This is a genomic window from Chitinophaga sp. YR573 (assembly GCF_900110995.1).
Classification (GTDB): Bacteria; Bacteroidota; Bacteroidia; order Chitinophagales; family Chitinophagaceae; genus Chitinophaga.
Map to the genome: position 1 here is coordinate 1,584,766 of NZ_FOJF01000001.1, position 18,650 is coordinate 1,603,415.

The window sequence follows — 18,650 nt, forward strand, 5'->3', positions numbered from 1 at the left end:
GTTATTTTTTAAAGAACCGCCATTTTATTCCGGCCATCAGAATGCGCCCCGGTTGTCCGGGCATCAGCATATCCGTATAGTCCATCAGGTTATCGGCAGTGAGTTGTACAGATAAATGTTTATTACATAATTTCTTTTCCAGAGATGCATACAGTAAACAGTTGCCATCAATGAACGTATCATACTTATCTAAAAACCGGTTATTATTGGCATCATCATAACCGGAACGGCCACGATAATTAGCCCTGAAAGTGGCACTGATACCCCATGGTGTATATTCGTAAAAGATGCGCAGGTTCCCCATATGCCGCGACCTGTTTTCCAGTCCTATATAATCACTAACAACAGCTGCACGTGTTTCTCCTGTATTACTGTTACGTATTTTATTATAAGGGTACTGACCATTCTTAATTGAATCCATAATACCCCTGTCCTTTGCATACAGCAACTGGTAACCTATGGAGATATCCAGCCCGGGCAACGGGCTTACAGCTACACCAGCTTCCAGTCCTGCAGTATAAGACCTGTCAAGATTTACATAAGAATATACCGGTTGAAAATTAGTACGTGTGGCTATTTGCACCGTATTGATAAAGTTGCGCAGGTTATTATAAAAACCATTCACATCCAATCTTATTGTTTTTACCGGTTGATAAGAAACACCCACATTATAAGAAAGAGAAGTCTCTGGTTGCAGATTAGCATTGATATCTTTTGCAACAGGTCTTATTTCACTGATCAATCCTGCGGCCTGCATCTCCGCCAGTTTACCGGATACTTCTTCTACTCCCAGTACAGTGTATCCGGCCTGCGGATTAGTAAACACCTGATAACGCTTTTTGAAATCAGGTGTTTTATAACCGGTACCTGCAGCCGCTTTAAAAGTAAGTTGAGGGAGTGGACTATAACTGATGCCTATACTGGGGTTTATCCTTCCCCCGTAAAAATCATGATGATCATATCTTAATCCTGCACGGGTGCTGAAATGAGTATCAGGTTTCCAGTCGCCCTGTAAATAGGCATACTCACTGCGCATGTTACTTCCGCTGCGAAACTCCGTATCATCCATTACTTCCAGATTAGCCCCAGCTCCGCCTATAAAAGAAAGCTGGTTAGAAAACAGGAACATCACCTGCTCTTCCAGGCGATGGAAATATTGTGTAAAGTCATTTTCTTTGAGAGACACCTGTTTGCCGGTATTCACATCCTGCCCCGAACTATAGCGTGTCAGGTAATACTGACTATTCAGCCTCCATCCTTTTTTAAAAGATGTTTGCAGTACCGCAGCAGCATTCACATCACTTTCATGTAATACATCGCGGGTACTGTTCTGCACCTGCCCGGAACTATATACAGATTCATTCACAGAGTTACGTAGTGCCCATCTCCCCGAAAGGTTCAGCATATTTTTATCACTGAAGCGATAACGCATACGCCCCTGTAAGCTATAACTATCATATGGCGGTGCCGTAGCTCCTTTACTCAGGTATGAATTAACATTATACCCATCCGTATGATAAAAGTTACCCGAAAGCGAAGCGGATGCTTTCCCTTGTGCAAAAGGTGTTTCACCTTCCAGCGTAACATCCTGCGTATTCTGAGAGCCATATCTCACAATGGCCTGCCCCTGTGCATTCGTTACATGCTGACGCGTAATAATATTCACCACTCCACCCAAAGCCTCACTCCCAAACAGGCTGGAAGAAGCGCCTTTCACAATCTCAATACGTTCTATATCCGATACAGTGATCCTCGACAGATCGAAGTTACCGGCGTTACGCCCTATCATTGGTTGCCCGTCAATCAGTATCAATATATAATCGGAACTAAAGCCCTGCATCTGCATACCGATAGCGCGGGAACCTGCAGCCACATCATTCACAATTGCAATTCCCGTTTGCTCACGCATTACTTCATCCAGGCGACGGCTCCCCATCATGTCCAGCGTTTTCCGGCTGATGACAGTAACAGGCATAGCGGCTTTGCTTGTGAGTGTTTCCAGGCGTACTGCCCTTACCTCTACCCCATGCAAATGATGACTGCTATCCGATTGGGCCAGTACAATATGGGAACTGAAACATAAAATAATAAACGTGTACCTGCTAATTCGCATTTTGGTTTATAGGTTCTATTGCATGATGATCCGGTAATGGGTTATTACCAGTATGGGGCGGAGTAGTTTTGTAAAATTATAACAACGGGCTGACAGCCTCATGACGAAACGGGAAAACAATTTACGCAATAAGGAAAAAATAGGAGTACTATTTATTCTTGTATTAGTAAATTAGAAGCAACTAAAAGGCTAACGGAACTAAACGAAATTTGTAGCAAAACATAATAGGCTCCTTTAGGAGCCCCGTGTTTGTAGCAAACACGTTAAACAACAAAACACAGACTCCGTAGGAGTCCCCTGATATTTGTAATTTAGGGGACTCCTACGGAGTCATTAAAGAGGATATTAATGTTTGCTACAAACACGGAGCTCCTAACGGAGCTTTTTAGCGACTTAGGATAATTACATTATCAGCTCGCTGCTTTCACCAATTTATATTCCACTACAGGATAACCTCTGCTGCCACCATCATTTAATCCCATACTAATAAACTTCAGTTTATAGTAATTACCTGCCGGATCTTTTACCACAAAGAAATAGTTGTATAATATCCCTACAGTTGTACCGCTGGTAACTCTCCATTTACTACCAATGGCATCACGGGTAGATGCAAAAGTTAATGCAGACAAATCTGATGCTGCAAAATTACTATAGCTCACAGTCGCAGAATCTACTCTTGCTGCCTGTACGCCGGCCAAGTTATTGATCACTACAAAGTCTGAGAAGAAATAAGGGAAGGTGGCAGTATAATACGCTGCATAAGACCATGCAAAATCCCACTCCGCTTTTTTAGGTTCTACTGATACATTGGCTCCGCTTTCCATAGAGAAGAAAACAAAGTTATACTCAGAAGCCTTTGCAATTGTAGCTGTTTTGATGGTAGTCTCTGTCAGTTTAGCATATTGTAAAGTATACCCGTTGCTGCTACGTGTAACACGAATCTTATACCAGGTACTTGAATCTGTAGCGCTGGCAGTTTCTGGTTTTATCAGATAAACTTTATTATCTGCATCAGTCGCAGATACTGCGGCTATCACCGTTTTAGTGATATCTCCGAATACATCATCTATCATAGATAACGTACCTGCACCCTGACCAATAGCCAGACTAACACCCACTGCATCGGCACTGCCTACCTGCGTAATATCTGTTTTAGTTGTAGCAACGGCACTCATAGAAGTAAATCCATTCAGGATAACACGGTAATCAGAGCCACTGTAAAAACCTAATGACCAGCTGGTGCGCACAACATCGGTTTGTTTATCTGTACTCATATCTGCATATGCCGTATTAGGTGCGCCGGTGCCACCGCCGCCCTGCAACGTCAGCTGAGATCCATCAGAAGGTGGGATCACTACAGTAGTATCATCATCATTGTTAGAACACGCACTAAATATACCCGCGATAGAAAGTACAAGGAAAAGTCTGCTTAATTTCATTTTATATTATTTATTCCAGTTAAAACTCAATCCAAGAAAATAAGAGCGGCCATAAAACATTGGTAACAAACTACCTTCACTATGAGCCTGGCCACTATTCAATGTGGTATTCTTTACATTCGTCGTATTAAGCAGGTTACGTGCACCTGCATTAACCGTTATGTATTTTGTTATCTTTTTAGTCGCCGTCAGCTCTGCATTATGAAATGCAGAAGTATTGGCCAGATGGATAGAAGTAGAGCCATCTGTATTGGTTACCTGTTCATATGCAGGTCTTACACCATTATATTTATAAGACAGATTTAACGTAGCGCCAATCCGTGTAAACTTATAAGTGATATTACTATTCACTTCCGGTGTCCATACAAACTCAGGAGATGAAACACTCTTATCTTCTGCAAAAGCATTATACCTGCCTATATAAGAGAACCCCAGTCCAGCCTGTATTTTCTTCCAGTTCAACGTACCACTTAACGTACCGCCAGTTGTTTTAAACTTGCTGATGTTCACATAAGTAGCCGTATCCGAATTAGTCGGATAAGCAATATCAATGCGGTTATTAAACTGATTATAGAAGCCGGTACCCGTCACACCTATGCGTATATTACTTTTCTGCATAACCTGCCATGAAACAGAACCTGTAAAGCTATTGGAGTACTCTGCTTTTAAATCAGGATTCCCTTTAATGGAATGACTGGCATCAAAGAAATGAAAGTATAATTCACGTAATGCAGGCGCCCTGAAACCACGCGCATAAGACAAACGGAGATCTACATTTTTAGACAAAGAAAACTTTGTATTGATAGAAGGTATTACCGGTGGAGCATCATACAGCGAGTTCTTATTTAACCTTACACCCGGACGAATATTAATACCTTCAGTTGGTTTTATTTCTGAAGAGAGAAATACAGAATAATCATTGATAACCGGTGTGCCTTCTATACGTTCTCCTGTAGAAGCATCTCTTTTAAATTCAATACCAGGTTGAAATGATAACACCGGTGTGAGCGTATACTGTGCCGTTCCGCGAAAGAACAATGTATTAAAAGTAGAAACATCCTGTGTTCCTGCATCTGTAGATAATACTTCCGCGCCTGTATCAAAAGATTTTATAGTAGTACGTGTACGACGCTGATATTGTTGATAAGAAGCTGTTCCGTTTACACTCAGATCTTTATTCAGCTCCCATACCGCCTGTGCCTGATGCGTATATCTTTCAGTAAAATAATGCTGATCCGTTGCCTTCCCGTTACCATAATTCACATCACCTTTACTGATCAGATCCTCATTCAGATAATCAAGCCTGTACCATATTTTAAAGTGCTGATTGCCATATCCAAAAGTCCCGTACGTCATAAGCTGATCCTTCGGCTTCCAGGCTTTTTTACGACCGGTAAGCGTATCCGCCCATCCCCCGAAATCATTACGGGAAACACCGGCGCCGGCAAAGAATCCCTTATGTCCCCAGTTAAGACCAACACTCTCATTGTGTTGTCCTTTTCCTTTAAACGCAGCATATTCTTTACCTACTGATTCTTCCTGTACCCTTGCGTATACAGAAAGCGTATTATTGTTATTTTTCTTAGTAATAATATTTATCACTCCGGCCAATGCATCTGTTCCATATACAACAGACATAGGACCTTCTACTATTTCAATACGCTCTATTGTATTTACATCTATCTGCGTAAGACTCTGACGTGTACTTCCTCTGTCTACCAGCGGCACACCGTCCAGCAGCACCTTTACACTGGCTCCGGACATTCCCATTAACTCCACATCGGTTTCTCCCAAAGTGGCGTCATTGGCAAAACGTACACCCAGCTCATAGTCCAGCACTCCAAGAATGCTGGTAGCACCCCGCTGCTGAATATATTCACGGGTGATAGTCCTCACCTGGTAAACAGAATTTTTTAACGACTGTGGTTTGTATTGTCCTGTTACCACAACATCATTTAACAACACAGAATCCATCTTCTGCGCATCTGCACGGCTGTAAAGTGCAACAGCAAAGAATAGCACAATAGCTTGTAGCTTCATAAGTAGGTATAATGCATGCGCATACATCACCGCTACGCTTGTAAAAGCATGGCAGCAAAGGCTGGCATAGCCTGTGGCAATAATGATATTTCTGTATTATGCTAACTGTTTCGGAGTTAACAGCTGCTACACAACACAGGTTTTAGCGGAGTAAATTGTACATGCAAAGAAAGCATGTTATCAGCAATTGGCTTTATCTGATCAGGAAAATGATTTACGCAAAAGGGAAAAGTTATTTAATCAGCTCATAGACTTCCTTCATCAGGAAAGATTCGTCCATCGCGGCTTTAAGGTCCTCCAATTGCCCGCGGGTAAAGGTAAAGCTGATATCTCTGCAGGGAGCATGTACGATAACACGTTCCTCTCCATCCGGGAATAACAGGCAGCAGTCGTGAAATTCCTGTCTGTTCAGGATATATCTGAACTCTTCAAAATCTTCCGGTGTAAAATTCAGCATCAGATTGTTATGCCATATATACATCGTTTGACAATGAGTACAATGACTGATATGCGCTTCATTTTTAATACACAATGTTCTTATCGCACACATAAAATTTGTTTTTTGATAACCTTCTACGCAAGCCGTCAGCAATACTACTGACGGTTTTTGGTGACAGGTTTCATGGATAGTGAATATTTTTTTGGGGACAGCAAACAATGCATGTCTCTATATCAAATGTACCGGGAATAAATATTCCGCAATGAGCGAATCAGGAAAACGATTTTTCTATCTGGGAAAAATAAAAAGGGGAATCATCTCTTACAGAAATGATCCCCCTTTATTATTGATCAGCTTAGCTATTTAACAAAACGTTTCACAAACTGTTGTCCATTATGTATAATCACCAGATTATACACACCGGAAGGCAGATGTGATACATCTATACTACCTGCATTGCTGCGGGTAAGCATCACTACTTTACCTGACATATCCACGATCTGTATTTTAGCATCTGCCAGATCAAAAGGAGCTTTGATCCTTAACACATCATGTACAGGATTTGGATATAATGTAAGTGCAGTCGTAGTTTTTGCAGGAGCTACTGCTACCCTTGCCGCACTGGCAACCGGTGTAATCCTTATCCAGTTGATATTCCAGCCACCGCTTTGCGCATATACTCCCAGATTATAAGTACCTGCTGTAACAGTTACATTATGAGAGATCGTGGTAAAGGACTGCCAGTTACCTGTAGAAGGAATATCCAGGTATCCGAGAATAGTAGTGCCTGCATTTAAGTCGAGAGACAACCTGCCTCCACCACTTAAGCTGGAGACACGGTATTCCACCTTATAAGTGCCCGTAGTTGGGAAATAAATGCTGTTGTATGCCATCCAGTCACCCGTATCAATAGCGCCCACATTCTGGCCTCCATCAGTATCTGTGGTAGTTTCCGTAATAATGCCGGACATACTGCTGTAATTCTCTGCCTGTATCAGTGTACCTGTTGCTCCAACAGGGGCAATGATCAGCGAAGAGATACTGTCATTCCAGGCACCACCTATCCAGGCGCTGTTACTGGTTACAACCATACTGCCACCTGTGAAGTTATCATTCTTGTAGAAAGTAACCTGGTAACCCGCAGGAATAGTATAAGAAGTGATATCATTATCCTTAATGCCTTTTGCTACCAGCGCTGCAGTATTATAACTACCAGCTGGCAGGCTCCATGCTGAGCCACCATAGTTGATATCTTTATAGAAGAAGGCCTGGTCCAGTGTAGCTGCTGTTTCCATTAACATCACACCACTCAATTGTGTGGCATAATCTGTTGTAGTGGGAGGAACTGTCCAGTTAGGCCCTACCAGGTATGAACTGCTGATACCACTTGTTCTCAGCTTCTCTGCATTAAACCGGATGGCTTCATTATATCGCGCTTTTGTATCCGCAGGAATATTCCCTTGTCTTGCCAGCAGGGCAAAATAACGGACAAAGATCCCGTTGAATAATCCGCCGTCACCCATACCGGTGGCACCCAGGAAGAACATCCCGTTGGTGATCCTGGATGTCATTACATACTCTGCGCTTTTCACCGCGTCATTCAGGTAGGTAACATCACCGGTTACTTCGTATAATTCCAGACCAGCGCCTATATAAGTGCCTACGTTATAGGAAAATACAGCTGCACCGAGAGCGCCGGTGGCGGGATTGTAGTTATCCCATACTGCACCGGTAGTTGGATCTACCAGATGAGCCTTTACAAAAGCGTAAATATCTTTACACCTTTGCAGATCGGCTGCGACTCCGGTCATTTTGTACATGCGTACCCCCATAATAACAGCAGGCGTATTGGCGCAGGTATTCTTACAATTCGGGCAACCCTTGTTCCAGTCAAGCGCTCCGTTCGAATACCCGGTCTGAATATCTGCCCATAGCTGATTCGCTACAGCCAGATAATCTGCATCACCGGTAGCCTGATAGGAACGTATAGTGGCAATCCCCATCCACTCCATATCATCATAAAAATAATTGATATACGTGTTTCCGTTAAAACTTTTAGTGCCAAGCAATAGATTCTTCATACGGGTTTTATAGATATCCTGCCGGGTACGCAGGTATCCGTCTAATAATACATCGATGCCATGAGCGCACCACCAGTAATTAGATGTTGGAACGCCAAATGTGTTATAGGTACTGGTCTGTAAATTGTCGGCTACCGGGCCGTAAACATTGAGTTGGCCGACACTGCGCAATTGTAATAGCAGCATCAGCATGGTTAATTGAATGAGGGATTTCATGGTGTTTGGGTTTTATAATTGATAAAAAATAACGTGAAAGGCTAACAGACCTACCAAATGTACTATCTGTAGGGCAATAGAAAAATTATTAAAAAAATCTTTCCCAGGCATCAATGTTTAACCTTTTTCAGATGTCTTTATGGTAGGCATATGAAAAAATGGCCATTTTAACAGGAAGCCTGCAATAACCTAAAAACCAATTTTTATGAGAAAAACGATTGCCGCAAGCATACTTACCTGTTCAGTAACCGCTTTAGTAAGCTTAACCAGCTGTACTAAAGACAACAATAAAATAGATCAAAAACCCACCCCGCTCACAGAAGCCGTAGTAAATGTATCAGCCACAGGGATCTGCGACTACGACCAGACCGATGCTCCCATCCTGGCCCAGGGTTATAAAAAAGTATTCGGAGAAGAATTCGCTACATCAGACCTCAGCAAATGGCAGGTATGGAATAGCGGTGCCTATAATAACGAGTTACAACTCTACAAACCGGCCAACGTTACTATCGTAGATGGTAAACTGGTACTGACTGCTAAAAAAGAAACCGTAAGAGGAGCTACAGATCCTGACAATTCTACTCAGAAGACGTTTAAATACACTTCCGGCAGACTTGAAAGCAACACCTATTTCTCTGCAAATACAACTACCCCTAAAGTACGCTTCTCTGCACGTATCAAACTGGCAGCTGGTTACGGTATGTGGCCTGCTTTCTGGACATATGGTGATGACTGGCCTACCAATGGTGAAATAGATATCCTCGAATCACAGGGCCAATACCCTAAAGTATACACTACCGATTACTGGTATGGTGCTACATCCGGAGAACCGGAAGAAATCACTGCTAAAGATGGTGCAGTTATTACCTCTACTGTTGATTTGACTACCTGCTATCACGTATACGAATCTATCTGGCAGAAAGATACCCTGCAGTTCTTACTGGATGGTAAAATAGTAAACACTAAATACACCGGCGATGCTACCGGCGGTGGTGGATTCATCAAAAGCATGTTCGGTAAACTGCAACGCATAGCGCTGAACGCTGCTGTAGGTGGAGATAACTTCGAGAACCTCGATACTTCCAAGATACAGGTAGGTACTACTTATATCGACTGGGTAAGAGTATATACTAAATAATTAAAGTCGCTTTAATAGTTCATGTTAAGGTTAAGGTAGACGAAGGCCCGTTTGAGGAAACGGGCCTTTAATTTTTATCTACATAATAGGCTCCGTTAGGAGCCCCGTGTTTGTAGCAAACGTTTTTATCCTCTACAATAGACTCCGTGAGGAGTCCCCTAAAAGCGAATATTAGGGGACTCCTAACGGAGTCTGTGCTTTGTTGTTTAATTTGTACACTACAAACACGAGGCTCCTAACGGAGCCTATTAGGTTTTGTTATAATTTCTTTGTCAACGTGCGCCAGTCTTCCAGTTCAGGAGATCCTGGTTTACGCTTTCCAAAAAACTGTACGATCATTTCTCCTGCTGCATCAAACACTTCTACAGAAGTAACGACTCCATCCACAGAAGGTTTTTCTACTACCCAGCATTGTGCGATAGCATCTGTTTTTAAATGCAGATTGAAATCAGGGTCCATCACATTAATCCAGGAAGGGATTTCCAGGATCTTATTTACCGGCCCGGTATGAATTTCAATATTGCCGGGATTACCTACAAACACCATAATCTCTAATCCGCTTGCAGCAGCATCTTCCAGAATTGCTTTCACACAATCATTGGCTACACGACGGGCAAACTTACCCGCAGCAATTTCCAACGCGTGTACACGGGATACTTTATACTTCATCAGCATAGGGAAGAAGTCGTGTGTATCCTGTAATGATGACCAGTCCTGCAGGAAAGCAGTTGCATCCACATCCTGTGTATATACAGCAGGTGCAGCAGCAGGGCTAACAGTAATATTACCCGGTTGTTCCGCAGCAGCAAAATCTTTCCCCAGTAAATCCCATGCAGTAACATCCGTAAGATCTGTAGGGTATATTTTGATCACAGCATTCCCCTGTGCATCAAATATCTGCCATGATTTTTTAAATCCTGTAGCTTCATCATCATTCACCGCAAAGCCAAACTTCCAGCGGGAGAAAAACATACGCAGGTCAATATCTTTACCCAATACAGTACCTACATGTTTATTTTCAGTATTGATTATTTCAAAGATCCCTTTGCGTTCTATCACACAATTTTCATTGCGTGTAAGTACCATCACTTTTCCCAGTTCTTTCATACGCTGTATAAAAGCAGGAAATTCATTTCTCAGATGCTGCACAGCAGCACCTGTACAGGCAGCCACCAGTTCTCCTTCACTCGCCTTTAGCTGAGTCGCCGCATCACGTATCCTTGTTTTAGGGTTTTGTTCCCGGAAAGCGATCCATTGTTCTTTTAATGTTGGCGTTGCAGTTGCGTTCATGTTTACAATTCGTTTATTGCCATAACGGCTGGTGATTGAAATAACCCGGCGGCAGCGGCGGAAACTACCAGCGGATAGTTACAGTGCGGGTGTTGCAGAACTGCAACATCCACACCAAAACAATGTTTTATGTGTTGTGGTGTAAAAACTTCTTCTACACTACCAGTCGCGTACAAGCTCCCGTCTTTCAGTAAAAAAAGACGCTGGGCATATGCAGCTGCCAGTTGAAAATCATGTAATACGGCTATTACCAGTACCCCCTGTGCAGCCAGCGTAGTAGCCAGTTGCAGGGCTAACTGCTGATGAAGGATGTCCATTCCTGTCACCGGTTCATCCAGTAATAACATCTTTTTCCCTGCGTAGTTTACAGCGTATATGTCCGGCTCTTCCAGCAGTTGTGCCAGCACCCGCGCCATTTGTACGCGTTGCTTCTGCCCTCCTGATAAAGTAGGGTAAGTACGGTCTTTTAAGTTGTATACCTGCATCGTCTTTAATGCGCAGGTGATAATTTCTTTATCCAGTACAGATAAATGTGAGCCATAAACAAAACGCCCCATGCTCACTACATCTATTACCGGGAAAGGCTGATTTAAATTGAACTGCTGGGAAAGTACAGCACGCTTCCTTGCCTGTTCAGCTATCGGCATATTTCTCAATTCATTACCTGCTATGTTTACACTCCCGCGGTAATGCTCATACTCTCCCGCTATTACTTTCAACAGGGAAGACTTACCAGCACCATTCGCCCCCATGATCACACAAAGCTCTCCTGCCCCGGCTTCCAGTGAAACCTTGTTCAGGATGCCGGCTTTACCCAACATGAGTGATATATCCTTTACACGCAGCATTATGCAATGATTGTTTTCTTCTCTTTAATAATCAGCCATATAAAAAAAGGTGCTCCAATGATAGCAGTAATAATCCCTACCGGTAATTCTGCCGGCGCTACAATAGTACGACACAATAAATCTGCAACACTCAATAACACCGCCCCTGCTAATGCAGCGCCTGGTACCAGTATCCGGTAATCCGGTCCGGTGAACTGCCGCACAATATGCGGTACTATCAAACCGATAAACCCAATGATCCCGGCCACTGCCACACCCGCTGCTACAGCCATCGTTGCCAGTACGATCAGTTGTGTTTTAAGACGCGGTACCTTCACTCCGCTATGCATCGCTTCCCTTTCTCCCAGTGATAATAAGTTTAATGCAGGTGCCAGTCGTGGTAATAATATCAGTGGTATAACGATGAAAGGCAACACACCCAGCACAGTTTGCCAGCTGGCACCACCAAGACTTCCCAGCGACCAGAAAGTAATACTACGCAGCTGTTCATTATTTGCCAGATATGTCATCAGTCCTGTTACAGACTCACACAACGCTCTTACAGCAATTCCTGCCAGCAGCATCGTAGATACAACCGCCTGCCCGCCGGTACGTGCCACACGGAAAATAAACAGTGTAGTAATAACAGCGCCTCCGAATGCAGCCAGATTTAACGCATAGAAATTCAAAGCAGGCACACTATGAAAGATGGGCAAAGCATTTTGTATAATGATCATGACCACCGCAGCCATAGATGCACCAGAGCTGATACCTATCAGGCCCGGATCGGCAAGGGGATTACGAAAAAGCCCCTGAAAAGCGGCTCCTGCTACTCCCAGTCCTGCGCCTATTAATACGCCCAGTATTACCCTTGGCAAACGTATCATCCATAATACCCCCGACATATTCTCTTCATATGCCACCGGCAGATGAATTCCCGTACGTTCCAGTAATATGGCCAGTACCTGTAAGGGCGACATATGCATAGCACCTGTACCCGTAGCTATCAGGATTACTAATATGAGTAGTATCGTTAAAAAGGAAATGCTCAGACTTTTAATCACGCTGCTACCTTCAGTTTTTCAGATAATTCCTTTACAGCCTGTATTACTCTCGGACCAAAGCCCGTCAGCAACTGTCCATCCATCACTATTACCTTTTTCTGTTTACCGGCATTCGTTTGTGGGATGCCCTGTACTTTCAGCAGCCCATCTACTCCACCCATACTTTTCAGTCCGTCATCAAACATCAGGATCACATCAGGATTAGCTGTTACCAGCGCTTCCGGCGTCAACGGCTTAAAATCATTAAACCCGGTAGCCGCATTCTTTGCGCCTGCCAGCCCTATGATTTTATCCAGTGGGGTTTCTTTACCCGCCACCATCATAGTACCGGCTCCTCGGGCGTATATAAATAATACCTTTTTATCCAAAGTAGCAATATGCAGCTCTTTCTGTTCCTTATCCAGTTGTTTGCACAAGGCAACACCTTTGGCAGGGACCTGCAAAGCAGCAGCAATCTCAGTAATTAGTTTTTTTGTGCCTTCTACAGAAAATTCCTGTTTTAACAGGACGGTCTTTACACCTACATTTTTAAACTGATCAATGACAGTTGGCTGAATGAAATTATCTGTTGCCAGAATAAGGTCCGGATGCAAGGCCAGTACCGGCTCAGCAGAGATATTACGGTTATGCCCTACTTTAGGTACCTGCTGCATGGAAGCGGGATAAGTACTGGTAACATCCACACCTACCAGTGTTTTTTCAAATCCAAGCGCACAAACAATTTCTGTTACAGCCCCATTGAGGGATACGATACGTTTCTGTGCATGTACATTCAAAGACAGCAAAGAAAATAATATAATCAGATAACGGTTCATTATTAATATAGTGTTGATAGATGAGAAAATTAATGGCTGACCTTACCCGGGGTTAGGGCCAGCCATCGGCTCACCGGAAGCATTTTTACTCCGCCATGCTCCGGCAAGTATCTTGATAAATGTATTTCAGACACTAAAAGGCCATAAAGTGCTGCATTGGCACAATAGCATTCCCTTACGGAACTTTATGACATTCCGGTGTTATTACTTGTCGTAAATAAATGGATCAGCAATCTCGTAAAGGCATGCGGATCATACCTTACGAAGGACTGACAGGTGTGGCGGAGTAGTTGAGTAATGCAAAGCTACGTCATAGAAATGTAATCTATTTATCAATTCGGGAAAATTTCATGACAATCTTTACGCAAAAGGAAATATAAATATAGGCAGAGGTTAAACCAAACTCTCTCAATGGTTGTTAATTCATAAATGCTTTACCTGATCATCTGAAAAAACACTGCCCATGGACTGGGATGAATTACTGAACCCGCTATCGCCTTATTACCAGGATGCGATGTGCGAACAACAAAGATTGGTCAACCTGCAGGATGGGTTGATCACTGCTACAAAAAGACTGATATCTTCTATCTATCCTCAGATCTATCATCTGGAATCGGCGGGATATACGGAACTGGACACAACTATTATTGCGGAGTGTGTGAAATTGTCATGTAAACTGAATGAAATTATAGCGAAATATTATGTAGAAGAGTAGGCTTGTCATTCCACCTTAAACGACAGCACTCTTGCATTTACACCAGCTACAATGCCATAGCCATTCTGCACATTAGAGTAGATATTAACAGGATCAAAAGTTACATCGGGATTACCTTCATCTTGCCGTTGGGTATATGTGGCCAGGAGATATTTATATGCACCTTCAGTCAAGCCCCTCACCTCTAAAACAATATGTGAGGTTGTTAATTGCTTTTGTGTCTGCATTACAAATGAAGTCTCCTTTCCATTAATCCGCTCATCAGAAACGATAATCTCACTATAGTAATTATTGCCTATTATATCGACAAAGTTATTTTCAAACCCAGGGTCCAGACGGCATCTCAGGGTATCAGTCCTGTTAATGACCAGCGCTCCGTTCACACTGTCTGCATTAAAAAAGCGGATGCTGTAATAATTTGTTTCAGCCGGATTATCACTCAAGATAAAACGCAGCCGGCTGATACTCCGCTGTGCACGTGCATCTTTAATTACCGGACGCGCCGGTGTACTGTCTGCCGCACTTACGGAAGCCAGCCCCTTGTATTCCACCCCAATACTATACTGTTTTCCTTCCTGCGCTACACCTGCCGATACATAATAACCATAACCATTAATGACCTGCCGCTGAGGCGTAGGTAACGCTATCCCATTTTCATACAGTGTTATTGTAGCATTGCTCAGTTCAGGAAATTGCAGGTTACCATACTCCCGTACTTCCTTACTCTGTGTTACCCGTATATAAATAAGACTATCCGGTTGAATCAGACTGTTCAATACAATCTTATCTCCATCATAAGGAATATAAATTTTAGATTCTTTTTGGCATGCAGTAAAAATCAATACTAACAAGATGGAATACACGAAACGCATAACTTTAAAATTTTATCGCGTAAGTAACACTTGGTAAAATAGGAAGGATACTCACCTCTGCGAGATAACGTTCCTGTTTAACCCTGTCCGTTACAACAGTATAATAAAAAGGATTCGGTTGATTATAGGCATTATATAAACTGAATGTCCAGCTCCTCACCCATAACTTTTTCTTCTTTGTATAAGTAGCACTCAGGTCCAGCCGGTGCTGATCCCTGCCGCGGAACTCATTCCGCTTACCCATATGGTCCAGGATCGGCGCATAGGGAGATGCATCCCAGGGAGACGAACCATTCACCCCTTCATAACTGGCAGTAGGTAAAGTCAGTGGTAACCCTGATGTATATTCCCAACTGGCAGATACTTCCCAGCGTTTACCCAGTTGTCTTGTAATCACTACTTCCACATCATGCCTGCGATCATATTTATAAGGAAATGCCTGTCCGTCATTCACATTGGCAAATTGCCTGTCAGACCATGCCAGTGTATATCCTATCCATCCTTTCAGCTTTCCTTTTTTCTTTTCCAGCAATACTTCTCCACCATAACTACGGCCTGTCCCTACCGCTACCTGCTCATCCCATTTCTTCCCTGATGTATTAAACAGGGAAGTATTGTCTTTATATTCTATCACATTATCCATCGTCTTGTAATACGCTTCTACAGAATATGAAAACATATTATTACTGCTTGTTTTGCAGATACCAACAGCTGTCTGTTTAGAAAACATGGGCTTCACCTTGCTGGTAGATGGCACCCATAAATCCGTTGGCAAACTGGTAACGCTGTTCGTTAACAGGTGCAGGTACTGGTTCATATGCGTATAGGACATCTTCACTGTCCAGCGACGTGGCAGCTGGTAACGGATACCCAGTCTTGGCTGCACAGAATTATACCACATTTTATCTACTACAAAACCAGAAACATGTAATCCTGCATTTACCTGTAGCGAAGAAGTAATATTCCATTCATCTTCTGCATACAACAGCATTTCTTTTCCCCTTGTTGCTTCATCATTATAAGAAGTATCCAAAGGCGTTTGTGTACCTGAATAATTTTCTAAAATAGATTCTCCGGGATTAAAAGTATGTGCGATCCTCCCCAATCCAAATTTCACCGTATGCGCAGGATTCGGTCTGTATTCAAAGTCCAGCTTAACAACAGCATCCTTTATCCTTGAATAATATTTCCCATAAAGATGAATAGCATCACTACTATTATCAGCAGCATAATCATAAGTATAAGAAGTAGAAAAAGTATACTGGGAATAATTCACCGTAGCATTGGCAAACAAACGTGGATTAAAGATATGATTCCAGCGCAACGTACCAGTTGTATTGCCCCAGTCGAAATGCGTAAGGGTATTATCTGCATTATCATTTCTTTTCATAGAAAACTTATCCTCTCCCTTATATACACTAATATAAATCCGGTCTCTAGCGGAGAAAATATGATTGAGCTTCACATTCGCATCATAAAAATAAATGTTGACATCATTTTTTCTCTGGTCATCATCATCATCTTTAACATAGGAATTATTCAACAGGAGATCTGTATACGAACGGCGGGCAGAGACAACAAAAGATGTTTTATCTTTTTTGATAGGCCCTTCTACCATTGCTTTGGCTGCAATCAGCCCTATTGCCGCTTCTCCGTGTACATGCTGCATATCTCCGTCCTTAGTTGAGATATCTACTACAGAGGACAATCGTCCACCATAACGTGCAGGAAAAGCGCCCTTATAAAAATCTGCACTCTTTACGATATCAGGATTAAACACAGAAAAAATACCAAGAAGATGAGAAGTATTAAAGACAGGTGTTCCATCCAGCAGGATAAGATTCTGATCAGGGCTGCCACCTCTTACATTCAATGCCCCGCCACCTTCAATACCACCGGATACTCCGGGCAGTGCAGCAATCGTGCGCATCACATCTGCTTCTCCCAATAAACGGGGCATAGACTTTATATCAGACACCGGCACATTAATCCTGCTCATCTGCATTTGCCCGGGTTGCCTGTCCAGTTGCGTTTCTGTAATAACTACTTCCTGTAAACTATTCAGGGGTTGTAAAGAGACAATGACCTGCTTCTTATTTAAACCTGTTACCGGTAACCGGAAAGAACCATACCCTATGTATGTTATCTGTAAGCTACAGGTATCCTTCGGCAATGTAAGACTGAAAAATCCATATTGATTAGTGGTCGTTCCTACCCGCTGTACAGGCGAGTAAACCGTAGCCCCTATTAACCGCTCACCGGTACGTACATCCTCTACATATCCGCTGACTGTACGTTGCGGGTCTTTTTTCACGGTTAATACGATCTGCCCGCCTATGCGTGCAAAGTAAATATCAAAAGGAGAGAAGATCTCATCCAGCAAATCCCTGAGCGGCTTGTCCTGTGCTGTCACGGTTACTTTGCGCGACAGGTTTACAATATCCCTGCTATATGAAAAATGAATTCCATACTGCTGTTCAAGCAATTCACATACAACCTGTAAAGGCTGTTCATGTATGGCGACAGTTACCTTTGTGTGCCAGTCCCACGCAAACACCTGCCCAGGAATGCCTATCAGCAGCATCCACAGCAGTACTTTTCCCATCATAGACGACTGTTTATTCTTCATGCTTCTTCAACTCAATACCTGAGGCATGCTGTATAATTGTTGTATTGGTCATAAATGTAATGGCCGACAGTACATTTTCTACCGGTTCCCCGGTAAAAGTAGCTGTAACCGGTAAACCCAGTAACACACTATCCACAGTTACTTCTTTATTATATACTACAGCGATCGTTTGTAATACTTCACTCAGTGGCGTGTCAGCAAACACCAGCTCTTTCTTTTCCGCATTCATCACATGTCCTGCTACTTTAGCAGATTGCCCTGCCTGATGCTCCAGCAACATTCCTGTGGATAATACCACGCTATCCCTGTTATCCTTCACCATCACCCTGCCGCTGTTCACATGCACACGTAAAAACCCCTTATCTGTACAGTCTATAGTAAATTTTGTTCCCAGCACTTTTACTTCCCGCTCTCCCAGTTTCACAATAAACGGATGAACAGCGTCCGGCGTTACATCAAATACTGCTTTACCCGTTAATTTTACCAGGCGCTGCCTGTTGCCAAAACCAGGTAATACCTCTAACTGCGCCAGGCTATCCAGTTCTATGGTAGAGCCATCCTTCAGTTGTGCCATTACCGGCCCGGTAAACGTCTCTGACCTGTTACTCCTTCCAGCTATCCACCATAAGCCGGCTCCTGCTGCCAGCACGAATATGGCGGCGGCCATCCACCAGGTATTGCGCTTTGGCTCTATCTGGAGGCGCTCTTCTATCGGGTTAGTTTCTTCCATCCAGCTGTTTCCTTCCATTTTAGCACTCAACCGCTGCCAGGCGATTTCTGCAGCTACTGCATCTTCCTTGTACGGGATCTGCCTCAGTACCTTTTCCAGGGCCGCCAGGAGTTGTGGATGCCGAGAGTCCGTCTGTAGCCATTCTTCCACCCACAGGCGCTCTTCCGCATCCGCTTCGGAAAGCACATATTTGCACAGCAGGGTATATAATGCTTCTTCAGAATAGAGCATAGTCAAGTCAG

The 18,650-nt window shown here is 43.2% G+C and carries 14 protein-coding genes; 2 read left to right on the forward strand and 12 right to left on the reverse strand.

What is annotated here, in order from left to right:
- Position 1: 1 nt before the first annotated feature.
- The 5 genes from BMW86_RS06720 to BMW86_RS06740 form a co-directional block, all read right to left on the reverse strand.
- Positions 2–2,113 carry a TonB-dependent receptor plug domain-containing protein gene (locus BMW86_RS06720; protein ID WP_089780178.1) on the reverse strand — a complete coding sequence of 704 codons (2,112 nt, stop codon included), beginning with the start codon at positions 2,111–2,113 and terminating at the stop codon, positions 2–4.
- 410 nt (positions 2,114–2,523) lie between these two features.
- Entirely contained in the window at positions 2,524–3,552 is a 1,029-nt protein-coding gene (locus tag BMW86_RS06725; protein WP_089780179.1) for an HmuY family protein, read from the reverse strand.
- 6 nt (positions 3,553–3,558) lie between these two features.
- The gene (locus BMW86_RS06730) at positions 3,559–5,592 is read right to left on the reverse strand and encodes a TonB-dependent receptor plug domain-containing protein (RefSeq protein WP_089783584.1); all 2,034 of its coding nucleotides are present in this window, start codon (positions 5,590–5,592) and stop codon (positions 3,559–3,561) included.
- Between the two features lie 232 nt (positions 5,593–5,824).
- Positions 5,825–6,142, reverse strand: a complete 318-nt coding sequence (locus BMW86_RS06735; RefSeq protein WP_218149122.1) for a DUF6686 family protein — start codon at positions 6,140–6,142, stop codon at positions 5,825–5,827.
- Between the two features lie 248 nt (positions 6,143–6,390).
- Complete coding sequence (locus BMW86_RS06740; protein ID WP_089780184.1) at positions 6,391–8,328, reverse strand: glycoside hydrolase family 76 protein; 1,938 nt, start codon at positions 8,326–8,328, stop codon at positions 6,391–6,393.
- Between the two features lie 205 nt (positions 8,329–8,533).
- Here BMW86_RS06740 and BMW86_RS06745 point away from each other — a divergent pair, with 205 nt between their 5' ends.
- Positions 8,534–9,466, forward strand: coding sequence for a glycoside hydrolase family 16 protein (locus tag BMW86_RS06745; protein ID WP_089780186.1), 933 nt, complete (start codon positions 8,534–8,536; stop codon positions 9,464–9,466).
- A 258-nt stretch (positions 9,467–9,724) separates the two neighbouring features.
- On the opposite strand, the gene BMW86_RS06750 is transcribed toward BMW86_RS06745, so the two are convergent.
- From BMW86_RS06750 to BMW86_RS06765, 4 genes are read right to left on the reverse strand one after another with little or no spacing between them, the layout of a single operon-like run.
- On the reverse strand, positions 9,725–10,756 hold the full coding sequence (locus tag BMW86_RS06750) for a hemin-degrading factor (protein WP_089780188.1): 1,032 nt from the start codon (positions 10,754–10,756) through the stop codon (positions 9,725–9,727).
- Between the two features lie 2 nt (positions 10,757–10,758).
- Positions 10,759–11,604 (reverse strand): heme ABC transporter ATP-binding protein, encoded by an 846-nt coding sequence (locus BMW86_RS06755; RefSeq protein ID WP_089780190.1) that lies wholly within the window; start codon positions 11,602–11,604, stop codon positions 10,759–10,761.
- A complete protein-coding gene (locus BMW86_RS06760) occupies positions 11,604–12,647 on the reverse strand; it encodes a FecCD family ABC transporter permease (protein WP_089780192.1) in 1,044 nt (347 codons plus the stop codon). The genes BMW86_RS06755 and BMW86_RS06760 overlap by 1 nt, the downstream gene beginning before the upstream one ends.
- Positions 12,644–13,462 carry a heme/hemin ABC transporter substrate-binding protein gene (locus BMW86_RS06765; protein ID WP_089780194.1) on the reverse strand — a complete coding sequence of 273 codons (819 nt, stop codon included), beginning with the start codon at positions 13,460–13,462 and terminating at the stop codon, positions 12,644–12,646. Before BMW86_RS06765 ends, BMW86_RS06760 begins: the two co-directional genes overlap by 4 nt.
- A gap of 463 nt (positions 13,463–13,925) precedes the next feature.
- On the opposite strand from BMW86_RS06765, the gene BMW86_RS06770 reads away from it, so the two are divergent.
- A complete protein-coding gene (locus tag BMW86_RS06770; RefSeq protein WP_089780196.1) occupies positions 13,926–14,177 on the forward strand; it encodes a hypothetical protein in 252 nt (83 codons plus the stop codon).
- A 5-nt stretch (positions 14,178–14,182) separates the two neighbouring features.
- Here BMW86_RS06770 and BMW86_RS06775 read toward each other — a convergent pair whose 3' ends face one another.
- Genes BMW86_RS06775 through BMW86_RS06785 form a run of 3 tightly spaced genes read right to left on the reverse strand, consistent with a single transcriptional unit; the run spans position 14,183 to position 18,639 of the window.
- Positions 14,183–15,049 (reverse strand): DUF4249 domain-containing protein, encoded by an 867-nt coding sequence (locus BMW86_RS06775; RefSeq protein ID WP_089780198.1) that lies wholly within the window; start codon positions 15,047–15,049, stop codon positions 14,183–14,185.
- Between the two features lie 4 nt (positions 15,050–15,053).
- Positions 15,054–17,657 carry a TonB-dependent receptor gene (locus BMW86_RS06780; RefSeq protein ID WP_177189174.1) on the reverse strand — a complete coding sequence of 868 codons (2,604 nt, stop codon included), beginning with the start codon at positions 17,655–17,657 and terminating at the stop codon, positions 15,054–15,056.
- A 10-nt stretch (positions 17,658–17,667) separates the two neighbouring features.
- Positions 17,668–18,639, reverse strand: coding sequence for a FecR domain-containing protein (locus tag BMW86_RS06785; protein WP_089780202.1), 972 nt, complete (start codon positions 18,637–18,639; stop codon positions 17,668–17,670).
- Positions 18,640–18,650: the final 11 nt, after the last annotated feature.

What these genes read in the sequence shown, in the direction of transcription:
- BMW86_RS06775 (WP_089780198.1), bottom strand. Translation starts at nt 15,049, where the DNA reads ATGCGTTTCGTGTATTCCATCTTGTTAGTATTGATTTTTACTGCATGC.
- BMW86_RS06780 (WP_177189174.1), bottom strand. Translation starts at nt 17,657, where the DNA reads ATGATGGGAAAAGTACTGCTGTGGATGCTGCTGATAGGCATTCCTGGG.
- BMW86_RS06785 (WP_089780202.1), bottom strand. Translation starts at nt 18,639, where the DNA reads ATGCTCTATTCTGAAGAAGCATTATATACCCTGCTGTGCAAATATGTG.
- BMW86_RS06725 (WP_089780179.1), bottom strand. Translation starts at nt 3,552, where the DNA reads ATGAAATTAAGCAGACTTTTCCTTGTACTTTCTATCGCGGGTATATTT.
- BMW86_RS06720 (WP_089780178.1), bottom strand. Translation starts at nt 2,113, where the DNA reads ATGCGAATTAGCAGGTACACGTTTATTATTTTATGTTTCAGTTCCCAT.
- BMW86_RS06755 (WP_089780190.1), bottom strand. Translation starts at nt 11,604, where the DNA reads ATGCTGCGTGTAAAGGATATATCACTCATGTTGGGTAAAGCCGGCATC.
- BMW86_RS06735 (WP_218149122.1), bottom strand. Translation starts at nt 6,142, where the DNA reads ATGTGTGCGATAAGAACATTGTGTATTAAAAATGAAGCGCATATCAGT.
- BMW86_RS06765 (WP_089780194.1), bottom strand. Translation starts at nt 13,462, where the DNA reads ATGAACCGTTATCTGATTATATTATTTTCTTTGCTGTCTTTGAATGTA.
- BMW86_RS06770 (WP_089780196.1), top strand. Translation starts at nt 13,926, where the DNA reads ATGGACTGGGATGAATTACTGAACCCGCTATCGCCTTATTACCAGGAT.
- BMW86_RS06745 (WP_089780186.1), top strand. Translation starts at nt 8,534, where the DNA reads ATGAGAAAAACGATTGCCGCAAGCATACTTACCTGTTCAGTAACCGCT.
- BMW86_RS06750 (WP_089780188.1), bottom strand. Translation starts at nt 10,756, where the DNA reads ATGAACGCAACTGCAACGCCAACATTAAAAGAACAATGGATCGCTTTC.
- BMW86_RS06730 (WP_089783584.1), bottom strand. Translation starts at nt 5,592, where the DNA reads ATGAAGCTACAAGCTATTGTGCTATTCTTTGCTGTTGCACTTTACAGC.
- BMW86_RS06740 (WP_089780184.1), bottom strand. Translation starts at nt 8,328, where the DNA reads ATGAAATCCCTCATTCAATTAACCATGCTGATGCTGCTATTACAATTG.